At 70.4% G+C, this 24882-nt stretch carries 22 protein-coding genes; 14 read left to right on the top strand and 8 right to left on the bottom strand.

Translation table 11 applies throughout. From position 1 onward, the window contains the following. Positions 1-182: 182 nt before the first annotated feature. On the top strand, positions 183-1562 hold the full coding sequence (locus ABT345_RS31600; protein ID WP_345092441.1) for a family 2B encapsulin nanocompartment shell protein: 1380 nt from the start codon (positions 183-185) through the stop codon (positions 1560-1562). Further along, positions 1549-2886 (top strand): SufS family cysteine desulfurase, encoded by a 1338-nt coding sequence (locus ABT345_RS31595; RefSeq protein ID WP_345092439.1) that lies wholly within the window; start codon positions 1549-1551, stop codon positions 2884-2886. The genes ABT345_RS31600 and ABT345_RS31595 overlap by 14 nt, the downstream gene beginning before the upstream one ends. 80 nt (positions 2887-2966) lie before the next feature. Here the strand turns inward: ABT345_RS31595 and ABT345_RS31590 are convergent, their stop codons facing one another. Then, positions 2967-3644 (bottom strand): DUF4232 domain-containing protein, encoded by a 678-nt coding sequence (locus ABT345_RS31590; protein ID WP_345092437.1) that lies wholly within the window; start codon positions 3642-3644, stop codon positions 2967-2969. 148 nt (positions 3645-3792) lie between these two features. Then, positions 3793-4008, bottom strand: a complete 216-nt coding sequence (locus ABT345_RS31585) for a hypothetical protein (protein WP_345092435.1) — start codon at positions 4006-4008, stop codon at positions 3793-3795. A 258-nt stretch (positions 4009-4266) separates the two neighbouring features. On the opposite strand from ABT345_RS31585, the gene ABT345_RS31580 reads away from it, so the two are divergent. Continuing rightward, the gene (locus ABT345_RS31580; RefSeq protein WP_345092432.1) at positions 4267-4836 is read left to right on the top strand and encodes a GNAT family N-acetyltransferase; all 570 of its coding nucleotides are present in this window, start codon (positions 4267-4269) and stop codon (positions 4834-4836) included. 74 nt (positions 4837-4910) lie between these two features. On the opposite strand, the gene ABT345_RS31575 is transcribed toward ABT345_RS31580, so the two are convergent. Continuing rightward, a complete protein-coding gene (locus ABT345_RS31575) occupies positions 4911-6605 on the bottom strand; it encodes a DUF885 domain-containing protein (RefSeq protein WP_345092429.1) in 1695 nt (564 codons plus the stop codon). 244 nt (positions 6606-6849) lie between these two features. On the opposite strand from ABT345_RS31575, the gene ABT345_RS31570 reads away from it, so the two are divergent. Beyond that, positions 6850-7230, top strand: coding sequence for a hypothetical protein (locus ABT345_RS31570; protein ID WP_345092426.1), 381 nt, complete (start codon positions 6850-6852; stop codon positions 7228-7230). A gap of 24 nt (positions 7231-7254) precedes the next feature. On the opposite strand, the gene ABT345_RS31565 is transcribed toward ABT345_RS31570, so the two are convergent. Beyond that, a complete protein-coding gene (locus tag ABT345_RS31565) occupies positions 7255-7572 on the bottom strand; it encodes a hypothetical protein (protein ID WP_345092423.1) in 318 nt (105 codons plus the stop codon). A gap of 332 nt (positions 7573-7904) precedes the next feature. On the opposite strand from ABT345_RS31565, the gene ABT345_RS31560 reads away from it, so the two are divergent. Then, complete coding sequence (locus ABT345_RS31560; protein WP_345092421.1) at positions 7905-8114, top strand: hypothetical protein; 210 nt, start codon at positions 7905-7907, stop codon at positions 8112-8114. A gap of 75 nt (positions 8115-8189) precedes the next feature. On the opposite strand, the gene ABT345_RS31555 is transcribed toward ABT345_RS31560, so the two are convergent. Continuing rightward, positions 8190-9104 (bottom strand): LysR family transcriptional regulator, encoded by a 915-nt coding sequence (locus ABT345_RS31555; RefSeq protein WP_345092419.1) that lies wholly within the window; start codon positions 9102-9104, stop codon positions 8190-8192. A gap of 72 nt (positions 9105-9176) precedes the next feature. Here ABT345_RS31555 and dapA point away from each other — a divergent pair, with 72 nt between their 5' ends. The 6 genes from dapA (at position 9177) to ABT345_RS31525 (ending at position 15571) form a co-directional block, all read left to right on the top strand. Continuing rightward, a complete protein-coding gene (gene dapA, locus ABT345_RS31550; RefSeq protein WP_345092416.1) occupies positions 9177-10085 on the top strand; it encodes a 4-hydroxy-tetrahydrodipicolinate synthase in 909 nt (302 codons plus the stop codon). A 159-nt stretch (positions 10086-10244) separates the two neighbouring features. Continuing rightward, entirely contained in the window at positions 10245-11213 is a 969-nt protein-coding gene (locus ABT345_RS31545) for a LacI family DNA-binding transcriptional regulator (RefSeq protein WP_345092413.1), read from the top strand. 134 nt (positions 11214-11347) lie between these two features. Beyond that, positions 11348-12670: a histidinol dehydrogenase gene (gene hisD, locus ABT345_RS31540; RefSeq protein WP_345092409.1), complete on the top strand. Its 1323-nt coding sequence runs from the start codon at positions 11348-11350 to the stop codon at positions 12668-12670. Between the two features lie 42 nt (positions 12671-12712). Continuing rightward, positions 12713-14080 carry an MFS transporter gene (locus tag ABT345_RS31535; protein ID WP_345092406.1) on the top strand — a complete coding sequence of 456 codons (1368 nt, stop codon included), beginning with the start codon at positions 12713-12715 and terminating at the stop codon, positions 14078-14080. Positions 14081-14228: 148 nt separating this feature from the next. After that, positions 14229-15158: an NADP-dependent oxidoreductase gene (locus ABT345_RS31530; RefSeq protein WP_345092404.1), complete on the top strand. Its 930-nt coding sequence runs from the start codon at positions 14229-14231 to the stop codon at positions 15156-15158. A gap of 230 nt (positions 15159-15388) precedes the next feature. Further along, positions 15389-15571 carry a hypothetical protein gene (locus ABT345_RS31525; protein WP_345092401.1) on the top strand — a complete coding sequence of 61 codons (183 nt, stop codon included), beginning with the start codon at positions 15389-15391 and terminating at the stop codon, positions 15569-15571. Between the two features lie 192 nt (positions 15572-15763). On the opposite strand, the gene ABT345_RS31520 is transcribed toward ABT345_RS31525, so the two are convergent. Both ABT345_RS31520 and ABT345_RS31515 read right to left on the bottom strand, forming a co-directional pair. Then, on the bottom strand, positions 15764-16240 hold the full coding sequence (locus ABT345_RS31520) for a (2Fe-2S)-binding protein (protein ID WP_345092398.1): 477 nt from the start codon (positions 16238-16240) through the stop codon (positions 15764-15766). Positions 16241-16249: 9 nt separating this feature from the next. Continuing rightward, positions 16250-18583 carry a molybdopterin cofactor-binding domain-containing protein gene (locus tag ABT345_RS31515; RefSeq protein WP_345092395.1) on the bottom strand — a complete coding sequence of 778 codons (2334 nt, stop codon included), beginning with the start codon at positions 18581-18583 and terminating at the stop codon, positions 16250-16252. Positions 18584-19171: 588 nt separating this feature from the next. On the opposite strand from ABT345_RS31515, the gene ABT345_RS31510 reads away from it, so the two are divergent. Continuing rightward, the gene (locus tag ABT345_RS31510; protein WP_345092392.1) at positions 19172-20236 is read left to right on the top strand and encodes a 2,3-butanediol dehydrogenase; all 1065 of its coding nucleotides are present in this window, start codon (positions 19172-19174) and stop codon (positions 20234-20236) included. Between the two features lie 240 nt (positions 20237-20476). Here the strand turns inward: ABT345_RS31510 and ABT345_RS31505 are convergent, their stop codons facing one another. Then, positions 20477-22804: an excinuclease ABC subunit UvrA gene (locus ABT345_RS31505; protein ID WP_345092388.1), complete on the bottom strand. Its 2328-nt coding sequence runs from the start codon at positions 22802-22804 to the stop codon at positions 20477-20479. 74 nt (positions 22805-22878) lie between these two features. Here ABT345_RS31505 and ABT345_RS31500 point away from each other — a divergent pair, with 74 nt between their 5' ends. Both ABT345_RS31500 and ABT345_RS31495 read left to right on the top strand, forming a co-directional pair. Next, the gene (locus ABT345_RS31500; protein WP_345092386.1) at positions 22879-23829 is read left to right on the top strand and encodes a helix-turn-helix transcriptional regulator; all 951 of its coding nucleotides are present in this window, start codon (positions 22879-22881) and stop codon (positions 23827-23829) included. Positions 23830-24000: 171 nt separating this feature from the next. Beyond that, positions 24001-24576, top strand: a complete 576-nt coding sequence (locus ABT345_RS31495; protein WP_345092383.1) for a transcriptional regulator — start codon at positions 24001-24003, stop codon at positions 24574-24576. The last annotated feature ends 306 nt before the right edge of the window (positions 24577-24882 follow it).

The following is a 24882-nucleotide window of genomic DNA, read 5'->3' as shown; positions in this document are numbered from 1 at the left end:
GCGGCGGTGCGGCGGCGGAGGTTCGATCAGAGGTGCGGAAGCCGTGCCTCCTCTCCGCCGAAGCTTTCCGGCCGTGCCCGCGCAGCCGCCGGTTGCGGCGGGCGGGATCGGAAATCGACGATCGGCGCACCGCGTACCAACCGGCGCCGCCCGGTGGGTACTTCCTTCGGCAAGGAGCCTCTGTGAGCGACCGGACCAGCCTCACCCCCGATGCCGCACGGCAACTCGCGACCACCACCAAGACCACCCCCCAGATGCGCGGCATCACCCCGCGCTACCTCCTGCGCGCCCTGCCCTGGGTGGACGTCGAATCCGGCGTCTTCCGCGTCAACCGCCGCCGCACCTATGTCCTCGGCGACGACCGCATCAGCACCCACCACGACGGCGGCACCACCCGCGTCGTCCCGGGCGACCTGCGCGAGGTGCCCTACCTCCGGGAGGCCGACGACGCGCTGCTCACCGAGCTGGCGGACGCCTTCACCGAGGTCGCCTTCGACGCCGGACAGATCCTGGCCGCGGAGGGCGAGGCGCACGACCGGCTGTGGGTGCTCTCCCAGGGCCGCGCCGAGAAGCGGGTGAGCGGTCGCTACGGCGAGGACGCCCTCCTCGAAGTGATCGCCGACGGCCAGTTCTTCGACCTCGACGCCTGGAGCCGCACCACCGCGCTGCCGTACCGCGTCAAGGCGCTCACCCCCGGTGTGGCGCTCTGTATCGACCGCGCCGTGCTCACCGGGCTCTGTGACCGCGCCCCGGAGGTACGGGCGGCGCTCGACGCCTACCTCGCCGACGGCGTCCTGCCGGGCACCGAAGTACCCGTCGACCTCAGCGCCGGGCACCACGGCGAGCCGGAACTCCCCGCGACCTACGTCGACTACGAGGACACGCCCCGCGAGTACCACATGACCCTCGCGCAGACCGTGCTGCGCGTCCACACCCGGGTCTCCGACCTCTACAACGGGCCCATCGACCAGACCCGCGCCCAGGCCAACCTCACCGTGCACGCCCTGCGCGAGCGCCAGGAAGCCGCCCTGCTCAACCACCCGGAGTTCGGCCTCTTCCACAACGTGGCCCCCGGCCAGCGGGTCCAGACCCGCACCGGCGCCCCGACCCCCGACGATCTCGACGAACTGCTCACCCGGGTCTGGAAGCAGCCCGCCTTCTTCCTGGCCCACCCGCGCGCCATCGCCGCGTTCGGCCGGGAGTGCACCCGCCGGGGCGTGCCCCCGGTGATCGACAACAGCTTCGGCAGCCCGCTGCTCACCTGGCGCGGTGTGCCGCTGCTCCCCTCCGACAAGGTGCGGTTCTCCGGCGGCGCCGGTGTCGGCACCACCGAGATCCTGCTGATGCGCGTCGGCGAGGCCGAGCAGGGCGTGGTGGGGCTGCGCCCCGCGAAGGTCGAGGACGAGGTGGAACCCGGCCTGGCGATGCGGAACATGGGCGTCGACGGCAAGGGCGTCACCTCGTACCTGATGACGGCGTACTTCAATGCGGCGGTGCTGGTCGAGGACGCCCTCGCGGTGCTCCAGAACGTCGAGGTCTCCCACTACCATGACTACTCCTGACCCGCTCCGGGGCTGGCGGCCGGGCCGGCCACCGGAACCGTCCCCGAACCGCGAGACCGCGCCCGCCACGCCCGCGCCGGCTCCCTCCGGTCTCCCAGGCCGGCGCACCGGCTTCTCGCCGGAGGCGGCGCGTGCGGACTTCCCGGTCCTGCACCGCACGGTGAACGGCCACCCGTTGGTCTGGCTGGACAACGGCGCCACCACGCAGAAGCCGCGCCAGGTCATCGAGGCGCTGGCGGCCTTCTACGGCTCCGCCAACTCCAACATCCACCGCGGCGCGCACACCATGGCCCGCGAGGCCACCGAGGCGTACGAGGAGGGCCGGGCGGCCGTCGCCGAATTCCTGGGGGCGCCGTCGCCGGACGACATCGTCTTCGCCCGCGGCACCACCGAGGCGGTCAACCTCGTCGCGCAGAGCTGGGGGCGCACCCACCTCGGGCCCGGCGACGACATCCTCGTACCGGTCCTGGAGCACCACTCGAACATCGTCCCCTGGCAGATGATCGCCAAGGAGACCCGGGCCCGCGTGGTGCCCGTACCGCTGCGGCCGGACGGGCAGATCGACCAGCGCGCCTACGCCGACCTGCTCTCCATGCGGACCCGGATCGTCGCGCTCAGCCATGCGTCGAACGTACTCGGCACCGTCCCGCCGGTCCGCGAGATGACCGCGCTGGCCCACCGCTACGGCGCCAAGGTGCTGGTCGACGGGGCCCAGGCGGTGGCGCACTTCCCCGTCGACGTGCAGGAGCTGGACGCCGACTTCTACGTGTTCTCCGGCCACAAGCTGTTCGCTCCCACGGGCATCGGCGCGCTCTACGCGAAGCCGGACGTCCTGCGGGAGATGGAGCCGTGGCAGGGCGGCGGCAACATGATCGAGTCGGTCTCCTTCGACCGGACCACCTTCGCGCCCGCCCCGCACCTCCTGGAGGCCGGCACCGGGCACATCGCCGGCGTCGTAGGCCTGCTGGCCGCGCTGAACTGGCTGACCGCCTTCGACCAGGACGCCGTCGTCGCTCACGAGACGTCCCTGCTGGCCCACGCCCACCAGGCGCTGGCGGACATCCCGGGGCTTGAGGTGCTGGGCTCGGCGCCGGAGCGGATCGCGGTGCTGACCTTCACCCTCGCCGGACACGACCCGGCCGAGGTCGCGTCCTGGCTCGACCGCGACGGCATCGCCGTACGGGCCGGCCACCACTGCGCCCAGCCCGCCCTCGCCCACTACGGCGTGCAGAGCGCGGTCCGCGCCTCGCTCGCGCTCTACAACACGACGGAGGAGGTGGACAAGCTGGCGGAGTCCCTCAGGCGCCTGCAAGGGGCGGACTGAGCTGCGGCTTCCGGGCCTACGCGGCGCCCGGCAGCGGTCGGTGGCGCACCGGCCGCTGCCGGGCCGCGGGCCAACGGCCCCTACCTGAGGGCGTCTTCCTCGGTGGACTGCCAGGAGGTGACGCGGGTGCTCGGATTGATCTGCAGTCCGGCCGGGCCGGGGGAGGAGACGGCGGTGTGGCCGTCCGTGCCGGTGTTGCCCTTGCCGGCGAGCGTGACGTCGAAGGTCTTGGTGCGGTGGTTCTGCGTCGACTCGGTGCGCGCCAGGGTGATCGCCGCATAGGCGGTCCTGCCCGGCGCCAGCACCACCACGGCCTGCGGCTCGGTGTCCGGGGCGACCGTGAGAGTGTGACCGGCGACCGGGTCCGCGACGAACGGCGCGTGGTACATCGAGCACGGCGTGGAGCCGTTGTTGGTGGCCGTCAGCAGCGCCGCCGACGGCTTGCCGGCGGCTTCCTTCAGGGCGAACTCGGTGGTGCCGAGTACGCAGCCGTCACCGGCGGCCCCGGCGTCGCTCTTCGGGTCCCTGGCCGGCGCGGCCGACGACGGGGCCTGGGCGTCGTCGCTCCCCTTCGCCGGCTTGCCGGGGGAGCTGTCGACGGCCTTGCCCGCGCCGCCCTCGGACCGCGTGGCCGAACTGCTCGCGGAGCCGGACGCCTTCGCCCCGTCCGCCCCTCCGTCACAGGCGGTCAAGGAGAGGGAGAGTGCCACGGCGGACGCGAGTCCGAGCGCGGAGCGGGTGCGAAGTGCGGTGCGCATGATGGTGGTACCCCAGGAGGAACGGATGGTGCGGTGGATCGTGCCGCCCACAGCATGCGTTCCGTTTCTCGCACTCCACCAACGATGAGTGAATCTTTCACCCATGCTTTTCCGGAGGTGTGTTCGGTGTGAAGGGTGAAGATCCTGGTCAGGGCAGTAGACGCAGCCGCGGGGGCGGTGGAGTCTCGTCGTCGGGCCCTTCGGAGGACTCGGGCTCGGGCTCGGGGGTGCGCCGCCTCTCGTCGTCGGAATCGGGTTCGGGGTCCTTCGGATGCCCTTGAAGAGCCGCCATCGCAGCTTCCAGCGTTTCCTTCGTCACCTGCATCCGGATCCGGGCCAGCCGTTCCAATTCGCTTCTCGACACGGTGTCAGCCTAGTGGGCTGGCCTGGACCTGTCCTTGATCGGGTCGTTCCCGCACACCGGATCGCTCCTTCCTCCTCATCGGCGCCCGCCGCGCGCCCTCTTTCTGCCAACTCCTCCCTCTGACAACACCATTGACGCCCGGATGGTTGCCTGCCGCGTGTACCGGAGGTGCGATCGTGCGCGCATCGCCCCCGAACCGCCCCAGCCGTCGATGCCACCGTGCCTCCGGCCGCGCCCCGTCCGTGACAGCATCGGCGTATGCAGTACCGCCACGCCACCGAGGCCGACGCGCCCGCCATGGCCGCGCTCTTCGCCGCCAACCACCACGACGCCCTCACCCCGGAACACCGCGCCGGTCAGGGCTTCGTCCAAGGCAGCCTGGACGAGCGCGGGTTGCGGGCGATGGCCGGGCGCGGGGAACTCCTCCTCGCGGACGACGACGGGCAGGTCGCCGGGCTCCTCGCCCTCTCCGCCCCCGACGGCCTGCCCGCCCCACCGCCCCCGGTCCGTGCGCTGCTCGCCGCGCAGGACACCCTCCGCTGGCAGGGCCGCCCGCTGCGCGCGGTGCGCTGGCTGCTGTACGGACCGCTGGTCGTGGACGCGTCCCACCGGGGCCAGGGCGTCGCCCGGCGGCTGTTCACCCTGGCGTGCGGCGCCGCCGACGGCCGCGCGGACGCGCTCGTCGCCTTCATCGAAGCCGCCAACCGGCCGTCCTGGCGCGTCCACGTCGACGGCTTCGGCATGACGCCCCTGGGGGACGTCGCCGTGGGCGAGCGCGTCTACCACGTGGTCGCGGTGGCGCCCCGAACGGCCGCGCCGGAGCGCTGACGGGCGGCGCCGCACAGGCGCCGCCCGCCGGGGCCACCCGCCGGGACCCGGGCGCGGGCCCCGGCCGGACGGCCTCAGAGCGCGGAAAGCTCCGCGAGCAGATCATCCAGGCCCAGCGAACCCTGCGACAGCGCGGCCATGTGCCACGCCTTCAGGTCGAAGGCGGCGCCGTGCCGGGCGCGGGCGGCCTCGCGGCCCTGGAGCCAGACGCGTTCGCCCAGCTTGTAGCCGATCGCCTGCCCGGGAATGCCCTGGTAGCGGACGACCTCGCTCTCCACGTAATCGGCCGGGCGGCTGCAGTGCGCCGCCAGGAAGGCGTGCGCCAGCTGCGGCGTCCACGTCTCACCGGGGTGGAACGGCGAGTCCGCCGGGATCTCCAGCTCCAGATGCATACCGATGTCGATGATCACGCGGATCGCCCGCATCATCTGCGCGTCCAGGTACCCCAGCCGCCGCTCCGGATCGGTCAGGAAGCCCAACTCGTCCATCAGCCGCTCCGCGTACAGCGCCCAGCCCTCGGCGTTGGCGCTGACCATGCCGCAGGTGGTCTGGTAGCGCGAAAGATCGTCCGCGACCTGCACCCACTGCGCCAGCTGCAGATGGTGCCCCGGCACGCCCTCGTGGTACCAGGTGGTCACCAAGTCGTACACCGGGAAACGGGTCTCGCCCATCGTGGGCAGCCAGGTGCGGCCGGGGCGGCTGAAGTCCAGCGACGGCTGCGTGTAGTACGGCGCGGCGGCGCTGCCGGGCGGCGCGATCCGCGACTCGACCCGCCGCACCTGCTCGGACAGCGCGAAATGCGTGCCGTCCAGCTCCGCGACGGTGTCGTCCATCAGCTCCTGGAGCCAGCGCCGGGTCTCCTCCACGCCCTCGATGTGCGTACCGTTGCCGTCCAGCCAGGCCAGCGCCTCCCACGGGGTGGCGGCGCCGGGCAGCACCTTCTCCGCCTCGGTACGCATCTCCGCCAGCAGCCGGTGGAACTCCGACCAGCCGTACGCGTACGCCTCGTCGAGATCGAGGTCCATCCCCGTGTAGTACCGCGCCAGCCGCGCGTAGCGCTCCCGGCCCACCACGTCCGGGGCGCCGGCGACGGCCGGGGCGTAATCGGTGTGCAGCCAGTGGCGCAGCTCCGCCAGCGCCCCCGTGGCCACCGCAGCCGCCTCCTCCAGCTCGGTCCGCAGCGCCTGAGGACCCGGCGCGACGAACTCGGCGAACCAACTGCGCGCACCCGCACCGATCCACTCGTCCAACTGCTCCACGACCGTGGCGACCTGCAACGGCCCGGCGGGCAGCGCACGGCGCAAACCGGCGTCGAGAGCGGCGCGGTACCCCTCCAGCGCGTCCGGCACGGCGCGCAGCCGCCGGGCGATGGCCGCCCAGTCCTCGTCGGACTCGGCCGGCGTGAGGGTGAAGATCTCGCGGACGTGGTGCAGCGGCGAGCCCAGGTTGCTGACCGCCCGCAGGCCCTCACCCGCCTCGTGCACCGCCAGCTCCGCCGTCAACCGCTCGCGCAGCAGCCGGGCGCAACGCTGCTCGACCGGGTTCGCCGCCCCCGGCAACGCCTCGGCGACCGCGAGGCGCTCCAGCGTGGTGCGGGCCAGCTGGGCCAGGGCCTCCTGCCCGGTGGGCGACAGATCGGGCAACCGGTCGGAGGAGGCGGCATCACCGAGGTAGGTGCCGGTGATCGGGTCCAGCGCGATGAGGGCGTCGACATAGGCGTCGGCGACCTGACGGGGCAGCGACTCGTCGGAGGTGTGGGTGTTCGACATACGGCCATCCTCGTACGCCCCACCCGTCCGCGTCACGAATTTCGGCCGGGGCGGACAGAGGTCACACGGGCGGACGGAACGGCGGAACCCGCCACGGAGCGGCTGCCGTGCCCGCTCCGGCGGCAGACGGCGGTCGTAGAGCCAGAGGGAGCGGGCCGGGGCCCGTTCATCTCGACGAAGTAGCCGGTGGCCTTCGGCGGGCACGACCGGGCCCCGCACGGCCCGGGTGCGCGACCATGGAGCCATGGAGACCGACGCGCCCGGGGAGCCCGGCCCCACCGCGGAACGAGACGCAACCATCGAGATCGACGTACTCGTGGTACCGGACTGCCCGAACCGGCAGCTCGCCGAGGAGCGGCTGCGGCAGGCGCTGGACGAGACCGGTCTGCGCGCCGCCCGCCTCACCACCCGGACCGTCACCGACGGGACGACGGCCGCGCGGACGGGCTTCACCGGCTCCCCGACGATCCTGATCAACGGCCGCGACCCGTTCGCCGAACCGGGCGCCGTCCCCTCCCTCACCTGCCGGATGTACCGCACCCAGGACGGCCTGGACGGCGCACCCGCCGCCGCCCGCATCCGGGAGGCGCTGCGCGCGGCGGCCGCGGCCGGCGGGGGAGCGTGAACGTACGGGCGCGGTGCCCGCCGCTCAGGTGCGCCGTGCGTCCCGCGCGGCCTGCTGCGCCTTTTCGAGGTGTGCGGCGAGGGTGGTGGCGCTGGTCACCGCCTCGCCGACGCACCGTGCGGCCTCGGCGGCGTGCTCCGGGTTGCGGGCCGTCTGTTCAAGAACGGACGATGCGCGGCTCAGCAGCAGCGGCATGTGCTCGGAGATCTGCTGGAGGTACTTGAAGACGCGGACCGCGTTGTCCGCGTTCTCGAAGGCTCCCCGGCCGTTGGTCAGCTCCTCGGCGAGGTAATTGATCTTCCGGGCGCCTTCTTTGACCAGGTCGCTGGGTTCGTACGTCATTGCTGCCCCTCGGGTTGACGGATCACCGCCATTCTTGGGTGAACTGCCGGGCGGGGGAGCGGCGTTCGGCCAACGCGATCGGGACCTGCCGCGTGGCCCGTCCGGCGTCACGGGGCCCGCAGCCCCGCCACCCATGGCATGATCACCTCATGACGTTCTCCCGAAAGGCGTATGCCGCGTAGACGGCCCGGGCGCCTGCGCGCCGAACAACAGCCACGCCATCCCTGCATCCGCCATCCCCGTCTGCGGCGCCCCTTCCCCGTAGCCTGTCACCCGCCGCCCTCGCCGAGGTCTCCCGGGTCGAGCGGGACCGCAACTACCTGTGGCAGGGCGTGACCGCCGCCGCCCTGCTGCTCTGGCGCGATTTCGTCCGCGACCCGGCCCGCAGGCTCTGGACCGAGGACAGCGGGTGCGGGGAGTGGGGATGCTGCGGCAGCCCGTTGGAGGCGCGCGCCTTCCTGGAAGGCGTGCTCCGCGGAATGTCCCGCCGCCGCTCCCGCGAGCTGAGAGCCGTCGTCGATGCCCTCGACGACGCCTACTGACGCGGTGCGCCCCCCCCCGCGTCCCGCCGCTCCGCCCGCCGCGTTCCCGCGGAGGCGGACACCGCCGTACCGCGCCTACTGGACTTGAGCAGCCGTCGCCTGCCGCGGCAACTCCGCCAACAGCGCGCGGATCGCCGGGCTGGCCTGGGCGCTCCGCCGCCAGGCCGCGTACACCTCCCGCTTCGGCGGTTGCCGCAGCGGCCGGACGACCAGCCCGTCCGGCAGGGGCGGGCGGGCGAGGCGCGGGATCAGCGCGATGACCTCACCGGAGGCGACCAGCGACAGCTGGGTGGAGAAGTCGTCGATCAGATGCCGCACCTCCGGCTCCTTCGGCAACTCCGCCACCAACCGCCGGAACCACTGGTGGCACACCGTGTGTGGCGGGCTCGTCGCCCAGACGTGGCCGGCCAGATCGCCGGCGGCCAGCGGCGAGGCGTCCGACGCCAGCGGATGCGTGCGGTGCATCACGATGTCGCCGACGTCGGTATGGAGATGACGCTGCGTCAGCGACGGCGGCAGAGGCACGGGCAGCCCGTCGACGTCGTGCAGCAGGGCGAGATCGGCGGTGGCCGCGTCGACGCAGTGTAGCGCCTGACCGGGCTCCTGCTCGGTGATGTGCACCCGCAGCTCCGGGCAGCGCTCCGCCACCCGCGCCATGACCGGCGCGAGCAGCCCGCGGATGCCCGTCGAGAACGACACCACCCGCAGCGTCCCGCGCGGCGCCCCCTCCGCCACCGACCGCGCCGCCTGCGCACAGCGCTCCAGCGCCTGGAAGACCTCGGGCGCCGCATCGACGATCGCCCGCCCGGCCAGCGTCAGCACCACCCCGCGCCCCGCCGGCGCCAGCACCGGCACCCCCACCTGCCGCTCCAACCGCTTGATCTGCTGCGACACCGCCGAAGCGGTGAAGCCCAGCTCCTCGGCCGCCCGCGTCAGCGTCCCCAGCGCGGCCACCGACCGCAGCGCCTGCAAGGCCCCCACATCCATCATGAAGCCACACTACGCAGTACCCACGAAAAAGCATCGATGGACCGGCGGAATCGCACCGGGCAGGATCGCCCCATGAGCGACCCACAGCGCACCCCCGACCAGCTCTTCGGCTCCAACCTCGTCGCCATGGCGACCCCGATGCAGCCCGACGGCACGCTCAGCGCACCAGGGCTCACCGCCCTCGTCGACCACCTGCTGACCACCGGTTGCGACGGCATCGTCGTCGGCGGCACGACGGGGGAGTCACCCACCTTGACCCCCGCGGAGACGACCCACCTCATCCGCACCGTCGCGTCCCTGGCGCGCGGCCGCGCCCGCGTCGTCGCCGGCGTCGGCACCCACAGCACCGCCGAGAGCGTCCACCGCGCCCGCGAGGCCGAGGCCGCCGGGGCGGACGCCCTGCTGCTGGTCTGCCCCTACTACTCCCGGCCCACCCAGGACGGCGTCCGCGCCCACTGCACGGCCGTCGCCGACGCCACCGCCCTGCCGGTGATGCTCTACGACGTCCCGGCCCGCACCGGCATCACCCTGGAGGCCGCCACCCTCGTCGACCTCGCCCGCCACCCCCGCATCCGCGCCGTCAAGGACGCGAAGGGCGACCTGTTCGAGGCGATGACCGTCATGGACCGCACCCCGCTCGCCTACTACTGCGGCATCGACGAACTCAACCTCCCCTACCTCGCCTGCGGCGCCACCGGCCTGGTCAGCGTCGTCGGCAACGTCGCCGCCGACCGCAACGCCGACCTCATCCGCGCCGTCCGCCGCGGCGACCTCGCCACCGCGAAGGCGATCCAGGCGTCCCTGATCCCCTTGACGGACGCCCTCATGCACACCTCCCAGGGCGCGATCATGGCCAAGGCCGCACTGGCCGAACGGGGCGTCATCCCGCACGCGACGGTCCGCGGCCCCCTGAGCGAGTCCCCGACGTCCCACCTCCAGGTACTGAAGGAAGCGCTGACCACCTTGGCCGTACCGGCCTGAAGCTGACAGACCGTCAACCGGCATGCCATGGAGGGCCGTTCCGTCGAGCCCGTGCCCCGGGCGCGGGCTCCGGGGCGCGGCCCCGGCCCCGGTCCGTATCCTTGTCCCGGGACAACCCGGAGGTGAGGACCCATGGCGCGGCGGTCGACCGTCACGAGCGTGCAGATCGCGCGTGAGGCAGGGGTGGCGCAGTCCACGGTCTCCCGCGTCCTCAACGGCGGAAGCGTCGCCCCCGAGACCCGGCGCCGGGTGCTGGAGGTGGTCGCCAAGTACGACTTCCAGCCCAGCCAGGCCGCCCGCAGCCTGGTCGGCGCCCGCTCCGGCCTGATCGGCGTCGTCATCCGGGACCTGACCAACCCGTTCTACCCGGTCATGGTCAAGGCCATGGAGCGCGTCCTGCACGAGCACGGCATGCGGCTGTCGCTGGTCACGGACGTGATGACCGCCGAGGAGGGGCTGGCGCTGCTGCGCCGCGAGGGCGTCGACGGCGTCGTGTTCACCTCCGCCGTGCAGGACGAGCCCCTGGCACACCGCATGATCGGCCACGGCATCCCCGTCGTCCTGTGCCACCGCACCCTCGACGACTTCCCCGCCGACCAGGTCGAGGCCGACAACGACACCGCCGGGGAACTGGCCGCCGCGCACCTGCTGGACCTGGGGCACCGGCGGATCGCCATGGTCTGCGGGCTGGCCGGGGCGAGCACCGCCCGGCAGCGCGGCCACGGCTTCCGCAAGCGGCTGCGCACCGCCGAGGGCGTCACCCTCACCGAGATCGACGGCGCCTACGACTACGCCACCGCGTACGAGGCGGTCACCGCCCTGCTCGCCGGCGCCGAGCCCCCCACCGCGCTCTTCTGCCACAACGACGTCATGGCGTACGCGGCCCTCAACGCGGCCGCCGCCGCGGGCGTCGCGGTGCCGGACGAGCTGAGCGTGGTGGGCTGCGACGACGTGCCGCTGTCGGCATGGGAGCGCATCGCCCTGACCACGGTCCGCCAGCCCCTGGAGCGCATCGCCCAGGTCGGCGTCGAGCTGCTGCTGGAGCGGCTGGACCACCCGGAGCGGCCGCACCGCCACGAGGTCCTGCCGGTGGAGTTCGTCGGACGTTCCACCACCGGCCCCGCCTGACACCGGCCGGCGCCCCGTCGCGCCGGACCTGAATTTTTCCCCGGCCACACCCCTTGACCGCTGTGCCCTGCGGTGCTCATGCTGTGGATACGTATCCAATGGATACGTATCCATCACGAGCGAAGGAGCTGGGCGTGTCCCGCACCCTCAAGGCCGCCGTCACCTCGTCCACCGCACCGTCCGGCAACGACGCCGTCGGGCGGACCGTCCGCGAGCTGATCGCCGACGTGCGCACCCGCGGAGACGAGGCCGTCCGCGCACTGTCCGCGCGCTTCGACCGCTGGGAGCCGGAGTCGTTCCGGCTGGGCGACGAGCAGCTCGCCGAGATCATCGGCACGCTCGACCCGCAGGTCATCGAGGACATCAAGACCGTCCAGGCCAACGTCCGCCGCTTCGCCGAGGCGCAGCGCGACTCGATGTCCGAGATCGAGGTCGAGACCGCGCCCGGCGTCTTCCTCGGTCACCGCCATGTGCCGATCCGCTCCGTCGGCGCCTACATCCCCGGCGGTCGCTACCCGCTGACCGCCTCCGCCCACATGACGATCGTGACCGCCAAGGCCGCCGGGGTGCCGCGGGTGATCGCGTGCACCCCGCCGATCCGCGGCGAGATCCCCGCCGCGACCGTCGCCGCGATGCACTTCGCCGGCGCGGACGAGATCTACATCCTCGGCGGCGTCCAGGCCATCGCCGCGATGAGCGTCGGCACCGAGACGATCACCCCCGTGGACATGCTGGCCGGTCCCGGCAACGCCTATGTGGCCGAGGCCAAGCGCCAGCTGTTCGGCGAGGTCGGCATCGACCTGTTCGCCGGGCCCACGGAGATCCTGATCGTCGCCGACGACACCGCCGACCCGTTCGTCGTCGCCGTCGACCTGCTGTCCCAGGCGGAGCACGGCCCGGACTCGCCCGCCGTGCTGGTGACGACCAGCGAGCGGGTCGCCGCCGAGGTGCAGACGCACATCGACGCGATCCTGCCGGGCCTGCAGACCGGTGACATCGCCGGGCAGGCCTGGCGCGACCACGGCCAGATCATCCTCGCCGACGACCTCGACGAGGCCTACCGCGTCGCCGACGGATTCGCCTTCGAGCACGTCCAGATCCTCACCGCGCACCCCCGCGAGGCCCTGGAGAAGATGCACGCCTACGGCGCCCTGTTCCTCGGCGAGGGCACCTGCGTCTCCTACGGCGACAAGGTCATCGGCACCAACCACGTCCTGCCCACGCGCGGCGCCGCCCGCTACACCGGCGGCCTGTGGGTCGGCATGTACCTGCGCACCGTCACCTACCAGGAGGTCCGCGACCCGCAGGCGTCGGCCGACCTCGGTGTGCTGTGCGGCCGGGCGGCCCGCGTCGAGCTGTTCGAGGGCCACGCCCGCTCCGGTGACGTCCGCGCCGCCAAGTACGCCGGCGCCACGCTGCCGTGGACCGACCACTACGAGGCCGCCGCCCGCTCCTGACGCCCGTCCCCGCCCCACTCGCCCCCGATCAACGGAGATCCCATGGCACCCGCCGCCACCCCGACGCCGGAGCAGATCCGCCGCCGGTCACTCCAGTCCGGCACCATCGGCGCGATCGTCGAGTGGTACGAGTACACGATCTACGGCGTCGCCGCCGCGCTGGTCTTCGGGAACCTGTTCTTCCCGGACCTCTCGCCCGGCGTCGGCCAGATCGTCTCGCTCGCCACCTTCGGCGTGGGCTTCCTGGCCCGCCCGATCGGCGCGTTCGTCGCCGGGCACCTGGGGGACCGGATCGGGCGCAAGTCCACCCTGGTCCTGACGTTCTCGGTGATGACGGCGGCGACCGCCGCGATCGGCTTCGTGCCGACGTACCACCAGATCGGGGTGGCGGCGCCGCTGCTGCTGTGCGTGCTGCGGCTCGCCCAGGGCTTCGCGGTCGGCGGCGAGTGGGGCGGGGCGGCCATCGTCGCGGTGGAGAACGCGCCGCGCGCCCGGCGCGGCTACTTCGGCGCCTGGCCGCAGATCGGCGTCTCCGCGGGCCTGCTGCTGGGCACCGCCGCCGTGTCCTTCGCGTCCTGGGTCTCCGGGGACGCCTTCGACGAGTGGGGCTGGCGCCTGCCGTTCTGGCTCAGCGTCGTCCTCGCCGGCGTCGGCTTCTTCATCCGGCTACGGGCCACCGAGAGCCCCGCGTTCCTCGCCGAGAAGGCCAAGATGGACGCCGAGCTGGAACGCCGCAAGGCGCCCGCGGCGGTCCTCTTCCGCCACCACCGCAAGGCGCTGCTGATCACCGTCTTCGGCCGCTTCGCCGAGGCCGGGAACTACTACCTGTTCACCACCTTCATCCTGTCGTACGTCACCACCACGCTCCATGTGCCCCAGAGCTACGGGCTGACCGCGTCGATGATCGGCGCCGCGGTCAACATCGTGATGATCCCGGTCTTCGGCGCCGTCTCCGACCGCATCGGACGGGTGCGGACCTTCCTGATCGGCGGCGCCCTGATCGCCGTCACCACCTGGCCGGTCTTCGCGCTGGTCGGCACCGGCCGCCTCTGGGCGATCGTCGGCGGCGTGGTCCTCTTCCTCGCCCTCGGCCACGCCATGGTCTACGCCCCGCTGCCCGCGCTGTACTGCGAGATGTTCCCCACCGCCGTGCGCTACTCCGGCATCTCCATCGGCTACCAGATGGCGTCGATCCTCCTGGCGAGCTTCACCCCGGCGCTGGCCGGCGCGATGGTCCTATGGGCCGGCGGCAGCCTGTGGATGGTCACCGTGTTCGTGATCGCGACCACGCTGATCGCCATGGCGGCCATCGCCTGCGCCCCCGACCACCGGGGCCGCGAGCTGGACGAGATCGGCACCGACCGCACCACCGCGCACCAGGCGCCGGACCTCGTCCCGGCCGCGGACTGAGCCGCACCACCCGCGAGTGGGCTCACGGATGCCGTCACGGAGTTAGCTCCCAGGCGCGGTATACATTTACACGCGGTAAGAAATCTCATGCATGTACCGTCGTGTGCAAGTATTGGCCGAGGGTGCTGAATCTGGAGGTGGTCACCCCATGAAAGCGATCGCACTGGACGGCTACGGCGGCCCGGAGGCCCTGCGCCTGACCGAGCTGCCCGACCCCAAGGTGGCCCCCGGCGAGGTGCTCATCCGGGTCAGGGCCGCCGGCGTCAACCCGGTCGACTGGAAGCTCGGCGCGGGAAATCTCGATGCGCTCATGGAGACGCATTTCCCGCTGGTCCCGGGCTGGGACGTGGCCGGTGTCGTGGAGCGGGTCGGCTTCGACGTCGAGGAGTACGCACCCGGCGACGAGGTCTTCGGCTACGTCCGCAAGGACACGGTGCAGCTCGGCGCCTATGCCGAGCTGGTCTCCGCACACGTACGGATGCTGGCCCGCAAGCCCGCCGCCCTGTCCTGGGAGCAGGCCGCGGGCGTGCCGCTCGCCGGACTGACGGCATATCAGGCGATCAAGCGGATCGGCATCGGCACCGGTGACACCGTGCTGGTGCACGCCGCCGCCGGCGGGGTGGGCGCCTTCGCGGTCCAGATCGCCGTGGCACTGGGCGCCCGGGTGATCGGCACGGCGAGCCCCGCCAACCACGCCTTCGTACGGGAGCTGGGCGCCGCGCCGGTGGCATACGGCGACGGGCTCGTGGAGCGGGTGACGGAGCTGGCACCCGGCGGCGTCGACGCGGCCCTGGACTTCGTCGGAGGGGAGGCCGTGGACGCCTCGCTGCGCCTGCTGAAGCAGCCCGGCCGGCTCGCGTCCATCGTCGAGTCCGAGGCGGCGGCCAAGGGCGGGCACTACGTCTGGGTCCGCCCGGACCCGTCCGATCTGGCGGAACTGGCCGCGCTGGCGGAGGACGGCAAGCTCACCGTGCACATCGAACGGACCCTCCCGCTGGCGGAAGCGGCCCAGGCATGGCGCCTGAACAGCGAGGGCCACACCCGCGGCAAGATCGTCCTGTCGGTACCGGGGAACTGAGCCGCCGGGACTTGCGGGTGGTGCCTGCGGCCGCCTCCGGGGACGGAACGGGCGCGGGCACCACCCGCGTGGCGCGGGCACCCGCCGCGGAAACGCCCTTCCCTGCCCTCGCGCCCGAGCCCGTTCCCGCCGAGCCGCCCCGGCCGCATCGAACGTGCGATCCGGTGGAACGCCGGATGGCCGAGAGACCCGCTGTTACTGTCGAAGGACAGACAACTGGGGGTAACACCATGACCATTCGCTCCGGACCGCTGGCCAAGGTCGCAGCATTCCTTCTGCACGGCCGCCGCGCCCGCCTGAGCCACCCTGACGCGCATCGCCCCGCCCGGCCCCACCGGGACACCGGTCTCGCGATGCACTACCGGCCCTCGTCGCCCTCGGCCGGCAACTTCGGCAACTCGACCACCTTCTGAGCCCGAGCGGCACCCGCCCCGGCCCCGGGAAGCCGGAGCGGGCGCCGCTTGCCGGAACGCGGAATTCTCCGGGCGGCGAGGCTCCGGACGCGGACCGCCCTTGATCACACCCGGACCGCTGACGCCCGCTCCACGCACTCCGCGTGCAGCGGGCGTCAACGGCTTCCGGCGGCCGCCCACACCAGCCGCGCCTCACATCCGCGCAGCCCCCGCCTTGATCGCCTCGCGGATCCGGTTGTACGTACCGCAGCGGCAGATGTTGCGGATCTCGTCGAGATCCGCGTCGCCGATCTCATGGCCGGCGGCCCGGGCCTGCTTCACCTTGGCCACCGCCGCCATGATCTGCCCCGGCTGGCAGTAGCCGCACTGCGCCACGTCGTACTCGATCCAGGCCTCCTGCATGGGATGCAGATCCGCCTCCACCGTGTCGGCCAGGCCCTCGATCGTGGTGATCTCGTCCTCCGCCGCCACGTCCTTGACCCGCACCGAACAGGGATTGAACGCCTTGCCGTTGATATGTGACGTACAGGCCTTGCACACGTTGATGCCGCAGCCGTACTTCGGTCCGGTGACGCCCAGCACGTCGCGCAGGACCCACAGCAGCCGGACGCTGTCGTCGACGTCGACGGTGACGGGCTTGCCGTTGAGGATGAAGGTGTGCGTGCTCATGAGGGCTCCTCAGAAGGTGTGGCTCAGGCCGTCGGACGGCGACTCGGGGACGGGCGGGACGAACGGTTTGACCTCGAAGGAAACCCTGCCGTGGTTGATCGGGAAGCGAGTGGGCACGGTGCCCGTCGCCCGGGCGTACGCGCACGCCACCGCCGCCACGGACGCGGCCACACCGGCTTCCCCGGCACCACCGGGCTGCTGCGAGTCCGAGGGCATCACGACACACCGGAAGTCCGGAGGAACGTTCCACTGCCGGGTGTAGAAGTAGTTGTCCCAGCTCGCTTCCAGGAAGTGCCCCTCGCGCAGATGCAGACTGCTGGTGAGCGCCAGCGCGATCCCGTCCGAGACCCCGCCCATCATCTGGGCCTCCAGCCCCTTGGGGTTGATCACCAGCCCGGCATCCACCGCGATCACCGCCTTGGTCACCCGCGGACCGGCCACCCCGTCACGGACCTTGCGGTTCACCGTCCCGGGCCGGCAGTCGATCTCCACGAGCACCGCGGTCGCGCCCTTGTACTCACTGTGGACCGCAATACCCTGAGCCATGCCTTCGGGCATCGTCCGGCCCCAATCGCCCACCTTGGCAACCTTCTTCAGCGCCGCCTTCACCCGCTCGTGCTTGAGGAACGCCAGCCGGAACGCCAGCGGATCCTTCCCCATCTTCGCCGCGAGCTGATCGACCACCAGCTCATTCGCGCACGCCACGTCCGGCGAGTAGATGTTGCGCATGCTGCCGGTGTTGAACCGCCCGTCCGCCTCGCTCAGCAACTGCGTGACGACACCGAAGTGGTAAGGGAGTTCCTGGGTCAGGGTGAAGATCGTCTCGGAGAACGCCAGCCCGCCCAGCCCGCCGGGCAGCCGGTCGATGGACGCCGTGATCATCTCGCCGAGCCCATGGCTGAAGTCGGTGACCACGCTCGTGTGCCGCTGCTCGAACGACAGCACCTGCCCGCCCAGATACGACGCACGGATCCGCGACGTCGCCATCGGGTGCACCCGCCCCTGCCGGGGCTCGTCCGCACGGTGCCACATCAGCTTGACCGGCTTGCCCATCGCCTTGGACACCTTCGCCGCCTCGACGGCCGCATCCCCGAAAAGCTTGTGCCCGAACGACCCACCGCCGGTCACCACATGCACCGTCACCGCACTCATCGGCAGCCCGACGCTCTTCGCGATGTCCCCCTGCGCAACAATCGGCGACTTCAGCCCCGCCCACACCGTCGCACGGTCCGCCCGCACATCGGCAATCGCACAGTTCGGCTCCAGCGCCGCACTGCTGCGGAACATGAACGTGAAGTCCGCCTCGACCGTCTTCGCCAGCACCGGAATCTTCGGAACCGCCAAGGGCAACTCCGCCTTCCGCAGCCGCGCCAGAACCGTCGCGTCGGACTCGCCCTCCACCGAGCCCGCCGCCCACTCCACATCGAGCGCCCGCACCGCATCGATGCACTGCCCGAACGTCTCGGCACGCACCGCCACCCCGGTGTCGACCAGCGCCACATCCGTCACACCCGGCATGCCCAGCACCGCCGCCTCGTTACGGACCGACGTCGGCGACCCGTTCAGCGTCGGCGCCCGGCAGACCATCGTCGGCAGCGCATCGGGCACCTGAAGATCCATCGCGAACTTCTTCTGCCCCGTCACCGCGAGCCGGGCGTCATCCCGGCCGTGCGGCTTCCCGATCACCGCATACCCCGACGCCGGCTTCAGCTCGGCCTTCACCGCCCGCACCTTGCGGCTTGCGGCCTTGACCGCAAGCGCACCGTAGGACAGCGACGAACCGCCGGGCGCCGATATCACCCCGGCCTTCGCCTCCAACTGCGCCACCGCCGCGCCCAGTTCGATCGCCGCCGCCTCCAACAACGCCTTCCGGGCGATCGCCGCGGCAACCCGCACCGGCGTGAACATCGAAACCGTACTGTTCGACCCACCGGTCATCTGATTCAGCAACAACTCCGGCCGCGCCGGCGCCAACGTCACCCGGACCTTCTCGACCGGCAGATCGAGCTCCTCCGCAATGATCATCGCCATCGATGTGGTGATGCCCTGACCCACCTCCATCCGCGGCAGCTCGAACGACGCCGTGCCGTCCTCGTTCACCACGATCTTGATCAACGCGGAGGTCGGCAGCGCCGCATCCGTCTGCAGATCCTCCAGGTCGTACAACTCCGGAATCTGCGGCACCGACGGCACCGCAGCATGCGCAGGCGCGCCCAACCCAAGATCCGCAGCAACCGCAAGCGTGGCACCGGCCAGCACATACCCCATGAACGCACGGCGCCCCATCGGCACACGCTCACCGCGCCCACTGCTGTGACCACCCCTGGCAGGGACGTCGGTCATCGGCGTTCCTCTCTGCTCCCAGTTATCCGATTCGACCCCAACTGCCCACCCCGGCAAGGACCGTGACGGCAACTCCGGCAACAGGCGCGGCAGAAAGCATGGGGGGCACCATCATGCTTGACCCTTACAGGTGCGGAGAACCTCGGGTCCCTCAAGATCTCCGGATCTTCCCCAAGATCCCAAGATCCCCGGATCGCGGATCGCGGATCGCGGACCGGGAGGCGGGGGGCGGGGAAAAACGGCGGCACCATGACCGTCGAGCGGGCGCGATCTGGTTCGGCAACGCCGCACGGAGGGAACCAGGTCCGGCCGTCGGCCCTGCCCGCCGACCCGCGCGCGGCCTCGCGCCGGAGCCTGCGCCTGCCCGGTGCCGACGGCATCCAAGCCCTCCGCCCCAGGTCACAGAAGTGCACACGGCGCACCTGCGCCTCGATGGCCCCGGGTGCACCCTGGACCGGGGGCACCGGGACGAACACCCGGGCGTATTGTTTAACAATGAACAACATGCACCGCGCGGGGTACCTGCCTCACTCTGCGGCATGACCCGACACACGGTGTGAGCAGAAGACGGCGAAGGAGTCGGAGCAAGTGAAGGCTGCACGCTATTACGACCGCGGTGACATCCGGATCGAGGACACCCCGGAACCCACCGTCCGACCGGGCACGGTGGGCATCGACGTCGCCTACTGCGGGATCTGCGGGACCGACCTGCACGAGTACCTCGACGGGCCGATCTTCGTCCCGCCGGCCGGCCACCCGCACCCGGTGTCGGGCGAGTCCGCGCCCGTGACCCTCGGCCACGAGATGTCGGGCACCGTGTACGCGGTGGGCGACGGCGTCGAGGACCTGAAGCCGGGCGACCGCGTCGTCGTCGAGCCCTACATCCTGCGCCCCGACGTCGACACCAGCGAGAACAACCCGACCTACCACATCTCGCCCGACATGAACTTCATCGGGCTGGGCGGCCGCGGCGGCGGACTCGCAGAGAAGATCGTCGTCGAGCGCCGCTGGGTCCACCCGGTCGGAAACGTCCCGCTGGACCAGGCAGCCCTCATCGAGCCCCTGTCGGTGGCGTACCACGCGTTCGAGCGCTCGGGAGCGAAGGCAGGCGACTTCGCCCTCGTCGGCGGCGCCGGCCCCATCGGACTGCTCACCTGCGCGGTCCTCAAGGCGATGGGCGTCAAGGTCGCGGTCTCCGAACTCAGCTCGCTGCGCCGGCAGAAGGCCCTGGACGCCAAGGTCGCCGACCACGTCATCGACCCTGCCGTCTCCGATGTCGCCGACGAGGTCCGGCGCCTGACCGGCGGCAAGGGCGCGGACGTCGCATTCGAGGCCACATCCGTCAACGTCGTCCTCGACACGCTGTTCGACGCGATGAAGCCGGGCGGCGTCATCACGGTCATCTCGATCTGGGGCAAGCCGGCATCGATCGACATGCAGAAGCTGGTCCTCAAGGAGGTCGACCTGCGCGGCACGATCGCCTACGTCAACTCCCACCCGCAGACCATCAAGCTCGTACAGGAAGGCCGCATCGACCTGGCGCCGTTCATCACCAAGACCATCGGCCTGGACGACCTCGTCAGCGAAGGCTTCGAGACCCTGATCCACCACAACGAGACGGCCGTCAAGATTCTGGTGAACCCCCGCGCCTGACCCGCGCCGGGACGGCCGAGCCCTCGGATTCCGCCGCCTTCCGGCCGTGCCCGGTGGTGGGATGAGGGCAGGGGCGGCCCGGTCGTGATGGAGCTGCATGGCCGCGTTCAGGCCGGCCCGGCGGCGACGATCTCGAACAGCGCCTGGTCGACATCGAATCCAGCGGCCTGGTCCGGCAACGCTCGACCAGCCTTTGACGCCCCTCGTATGTCAGGGGTGCGTTCTTGTGGCTCACCCGGATTACCCCTTCCGTACCCGGGTCGAAGGCCGTGCCGGCGCAACTCGCCCTCGGAGGTGCTGGCCGGTCATCGAGTCAGGTGCGTCGAGAAGTCCCCGCGGCGTGCCTTGGTAGAGGAGGGTCCCGCCGTTGTGGCCGGCTCCTGGACCGACGTCGATCACGTGGTCGGCTCGGGCGATGACGCGTTGGTTGTGTTCGATCGCGATGATGGTCGCACCGTGGTCTACGAGGTCGTCAAAGAGTGTGAGGAGGCGGTCGACATCGGCGCCGTGCAGGCCGGTGGTGGGTTCGTCCAGGACGAGTCGGAGATCCTCTGTGGTGGTGGTGTCGGCGAGGTGTCTGGCGAGGAGCAGCCGTTGCCGTTCGCCGCCGGAGAGAGTGTCGACGCTTTGTCCGATGGTGAGGTAGTCGAGGCCGACGCGGCTCATCCATGACAGGCGCCGGCGGATCGATTTGTGTTCGCGGAACAGCTCGACCGCGTCCTCTGGGTTCATCGTGAGGACGTCAGCGATGGTGTGGCCGTGATATCGGGCCGCGAGCGCTTCGGGATTGAAGCGCACGCCTTCGCAGGCGTCGCATTCGGTGCGCACGTCGTCGAGGAAGGAGAGGTCTGTGATGACGACTCCCTTGCCCTTGCAAACGGGGCAGGCCCCGCGGGCGTTCGCGCTGAACCACGGTGCGGGCAGGCCGCTGGCGGCGGCGAACACAGTCCGGATCGCCTCGGCGATGCCAAGCACGGTCGCCGGGGTGGACCGGATGCCGCCACGCAACGGCGCCTGGTCGACGGCGACGAAGTCCGGATGCTGGCGTGGCAGTTCGTCGACGAACAGGGTGCTCTTACCCGAGCCGGCGACACCGCTGACCGCGACCAGGACGCCGAGGGGAACGTCGAGGGTGATGTCGCGGAGGTTGTGCCGGCGGGCGTTGCTGATCCGCACCTTCCCCGTCGGCGCGCGCGGGCTGGTGTTCAGCGGGACGGCCTGGCGGAGGAAACGCCCCGTTGCAGTGTCCGTAGCGGCCAGGTCTTCCGGTGCTCCTTCGAAGGTCACGATCCCGCCGTGAGTTCCGCCGCCGGGCCCGAGGTCGATGATGTGGTCGGCTGCATTGATGACGGCCGGGTGATGCTCGACAACGAGGACCGTGTTGTGCGCGTCGCGAAGTCGTGCAATGAGATCGAGGAGTCGCTGCACGTCGTGGGGATGCAGTCCGGCGCTGGGCTCGTCGAAGACGTAGCACACGTCGCTGAGCGGGCTACCGAGATGCCGAACGATCTTGACCCGCTGCGCCTCGCCACCGGACAAAGTGGAGGACTCCCGGTCGAGGGACAAGTACCCCAGCCCGACGAGCTCGAGGGCGTGGAGGCGTTCAAGGACCATCGTGACCAGTGGCGCCACGGTCGGATCATTCACCGAGGCTGCGATGTTGTGCAGGTCTGTGATCGGAAGGTTCGACCAGTCGGCGATCGACCTGCCACCGATCAGGCTGCCCCTTGCCGCGTCGTTGAGCCGAGTTCCGTCGCAGCCAGGACAGGCTCGGCGGAAGACGACGTGGGAGAGCGCCGATTTGACCTCGTCGGTCAACCGCGACGCAGCCTTGCGCAGATAGGAGTTCCGCAGTCGCGGGATGACGCCGTCGAACGTCCCATGCTTGGGGTAGCCCGGCAGCGGGTTCGTCAGCTTGATCTCTTCGGCGTACAACAGCGTGTCGACGACGCGTCCCGGCAGACTACGCAGAGGTGTGTCCACATCGGCCAGTCCGGAGTCCACCAGCCGCTTCCACCGGTACGTGCCCGGCTCGAACGTAGGAAACCGGATGGCGCCCTCCCGCAGGCTGAGCGACCGGTCGAGTAGCCGGTCGAGGTCGATGTCATCGACGACGCCGAGCCCCTCGCAATGCGGACACATCCCGGTCGGGTCGTTGAACGAGTAGGCCGGGGAGAAGCCCGCGCTGGGGCACCCGACCCGCGAGAACAACAGCCGCAGCATCGGAGCGATGTCGCTGGCCGTGCCCACGGTCGACCGTGCGCTGCCGGTGAACCGCCGCTGATCGATGATCGTGGTGAAGGTCAGCCCGTCGATTCGGTCGACGTCCGCCGCCGGGTGCTGCGGCAGCCGGTTGCGCACGAACACCGGATAGGAACCGGTCACCAGGCGGTCGGCCTCGGCGGCGATGGTGTCGAAAGCCAGCGACGACTTCCCCGACCCCGACACTCCGGTGAACACCGTCAGCCGATGCTTGGGCACCCGCACAGTGACCTCTCGGAGGTTGTGCGTGCGCGCTTTCTCGACCGTGATCCAACGTGCGCGGTCAGGGAATCGTTTGTGGGCCATGGAACGACGCTACAAGCAATTGTGGCCATACCATTGCCACAATTATTTCGATAAGCGACGATCGAGAGGACGCCATGGCGACACCGGTCCAGCGGGCACTGAAGTTGCTGTCGCTGCTGCAGTCCGGCCGGCGGTGGACCGGTGAGGATCTCGCCCGAGCGTTGGAGGTGCCCGGCCGCACGCTCCGACGTGATCTCGACCTGTTGCGCGAGATCGGGTATCCCGTCCAGAGCACTCGCGGGCCCGGTGGCCACTACCAGCTCGTCGCGGGCGCTGCGCTGCCGCCGCTTATGCTCGACGACGACGAAGCCATCGCCATCGCCCTCGGGCTGCGCTGGGCAGCGGCGGGAGGCACTGGAGTCGAGACCGTCACCGAGTCCGCTCAACGTGCCGGGGACAAGCTTCGACGGGTCCTGCCATCGGCCCTGCGGCACCGCACCGAGCAAGTCCTCGCCGCCGTCGAATTCGCTCACACCACGCCCCCACAGACTGACAACGCCGTCCTCCGCTCACTGGCGACAGCGATCTCCAAGCACGCCCCCGCCACCTTCGACTACCAGGGAAAGGCGGGCTCCTCGCGGCGCACGGTCGAGCCGATGCGAATGGTCCAGATGCGCGGCCGCTGGTACCTCTACGCCTGGGACCGAGACCGCCACGACTGGAGGAACTTCCGTGTCGACCGGGTCGGCACGCCTCACATCGAGGCAGCGAGATTCACCCCGCGCGCCCTCCCGGCAGACGATCTCGCACGCCACCTCCAGGACCGCTTCCACGGCCCCAAAACCGTCCGCATCGTCCTCACGCTCAACGCCGACGCTCGTGACGCCGCTAGCAGGCTTCACCGGATCGACGGTGAACTCGAACCGATCGATGACCACCACTGCCGCTACACCGCCCACGTCGACTCCTTCGAATGGATCACCGTCGTCCTAGCGGCCACCGACATCGAATTCACCATCGACGAGCCCACCGAATACCGAGACTTCCTCAATATGACTGCGCAACGCCTACTACGCGCAGTCTGACGTCGGTGCCAAATAACAAACCATCGATCAACATTTCATTTCGTCAACAACCTCCTGACGCGCAACAACTAGACGAGACAGATGATTCTGGAGCGCAGATTTCAGAACGCATGGTGTCTGCTTATTGACGTAGTATGGGGGTCGTGAATCGAGTGTGGGAGGGGGTGTCAGGTGCCGGATAGGAACATTGAGTTCGGTAAGTTTGGTGCCCGGGGGGTTAAGGGGTTTGAGGCGGTTGCGAGGCAGTTGGACAGGCTAGCTGGTTTTGTTGCTACGCCTGTTACGGTGCGTCGTGGTTTGATGGCGCGTTTGCATTATTTGACTCGTTCTGATCATGCTCGTGCTGCTGCGCGGGAGGCTGGGTTGACGGTTACGGATCGTACGTTGAAGGCGTGGCTGGAGGGTAAGCGTGCTCCCAGCCGGCGTAACTTGGCTCGGATCGAGGAGGCTTACCGGGCGGTGCGTCGGAAGAATGTTGCTCGGTATCTGCTCGGTCGCCTCAATCGTGGCGGGCGTGGGACGCGGGTGGAGTTTCATCCGCTCAATCAGTCGCAGGTCAGCCGTCCTCATCAACGTGTGGTGGCATACCGGACGTTGAATGTGCGTCACTGGGATGCTGTGGTTCGGGCGTGGGCGGACAATGATGACGATGCGCTTGATCATGCCTGGTTCGACGGCGTCACCATCGAGCTGGGTAGTGACTACGGTGCGTATGAGTATGTGACCAACATCGGGTTCGCTGCGTGAGGCCCGGGATTATTTTTGACAGGTCGTCCGGAAGTTATCTGACGGTAATAAGCTCTCAGTTTTCGATACCGAACATACGCGAGAAGTTGTGCGGTGAAATGGCGTCTACCTGCAATGGATTCTTGAGCTAAAACATTATTAAGTCAGCAACATTTCCTACTGTTTGATGGGCCGTCGAATGAACCGCTAGGCTCCAGAAAGCGACCCTCATCCGTAGCTGGCCGAGGAATTCGCGGAGCGAATTCCTCTCTGTGCCCGAATCGCGGAGCGAATTCGGGCACCAGCCAACGGAGTTGGCTGAGCATT

The organism is Streptomyces sp. NPDC000404 (assembly GCF_040300365.1).
In the GTDB taxonomy this organism is placed as follows: Bacteria; Actinomycetota; Actinomycetes; order Streptomycetales; family Streptomycetaceae; genus Streptomyces; species Streptomyces ramulosus.
This window is presented reverse-complemented; position numbering and strand designations above follow the sequence as displayed.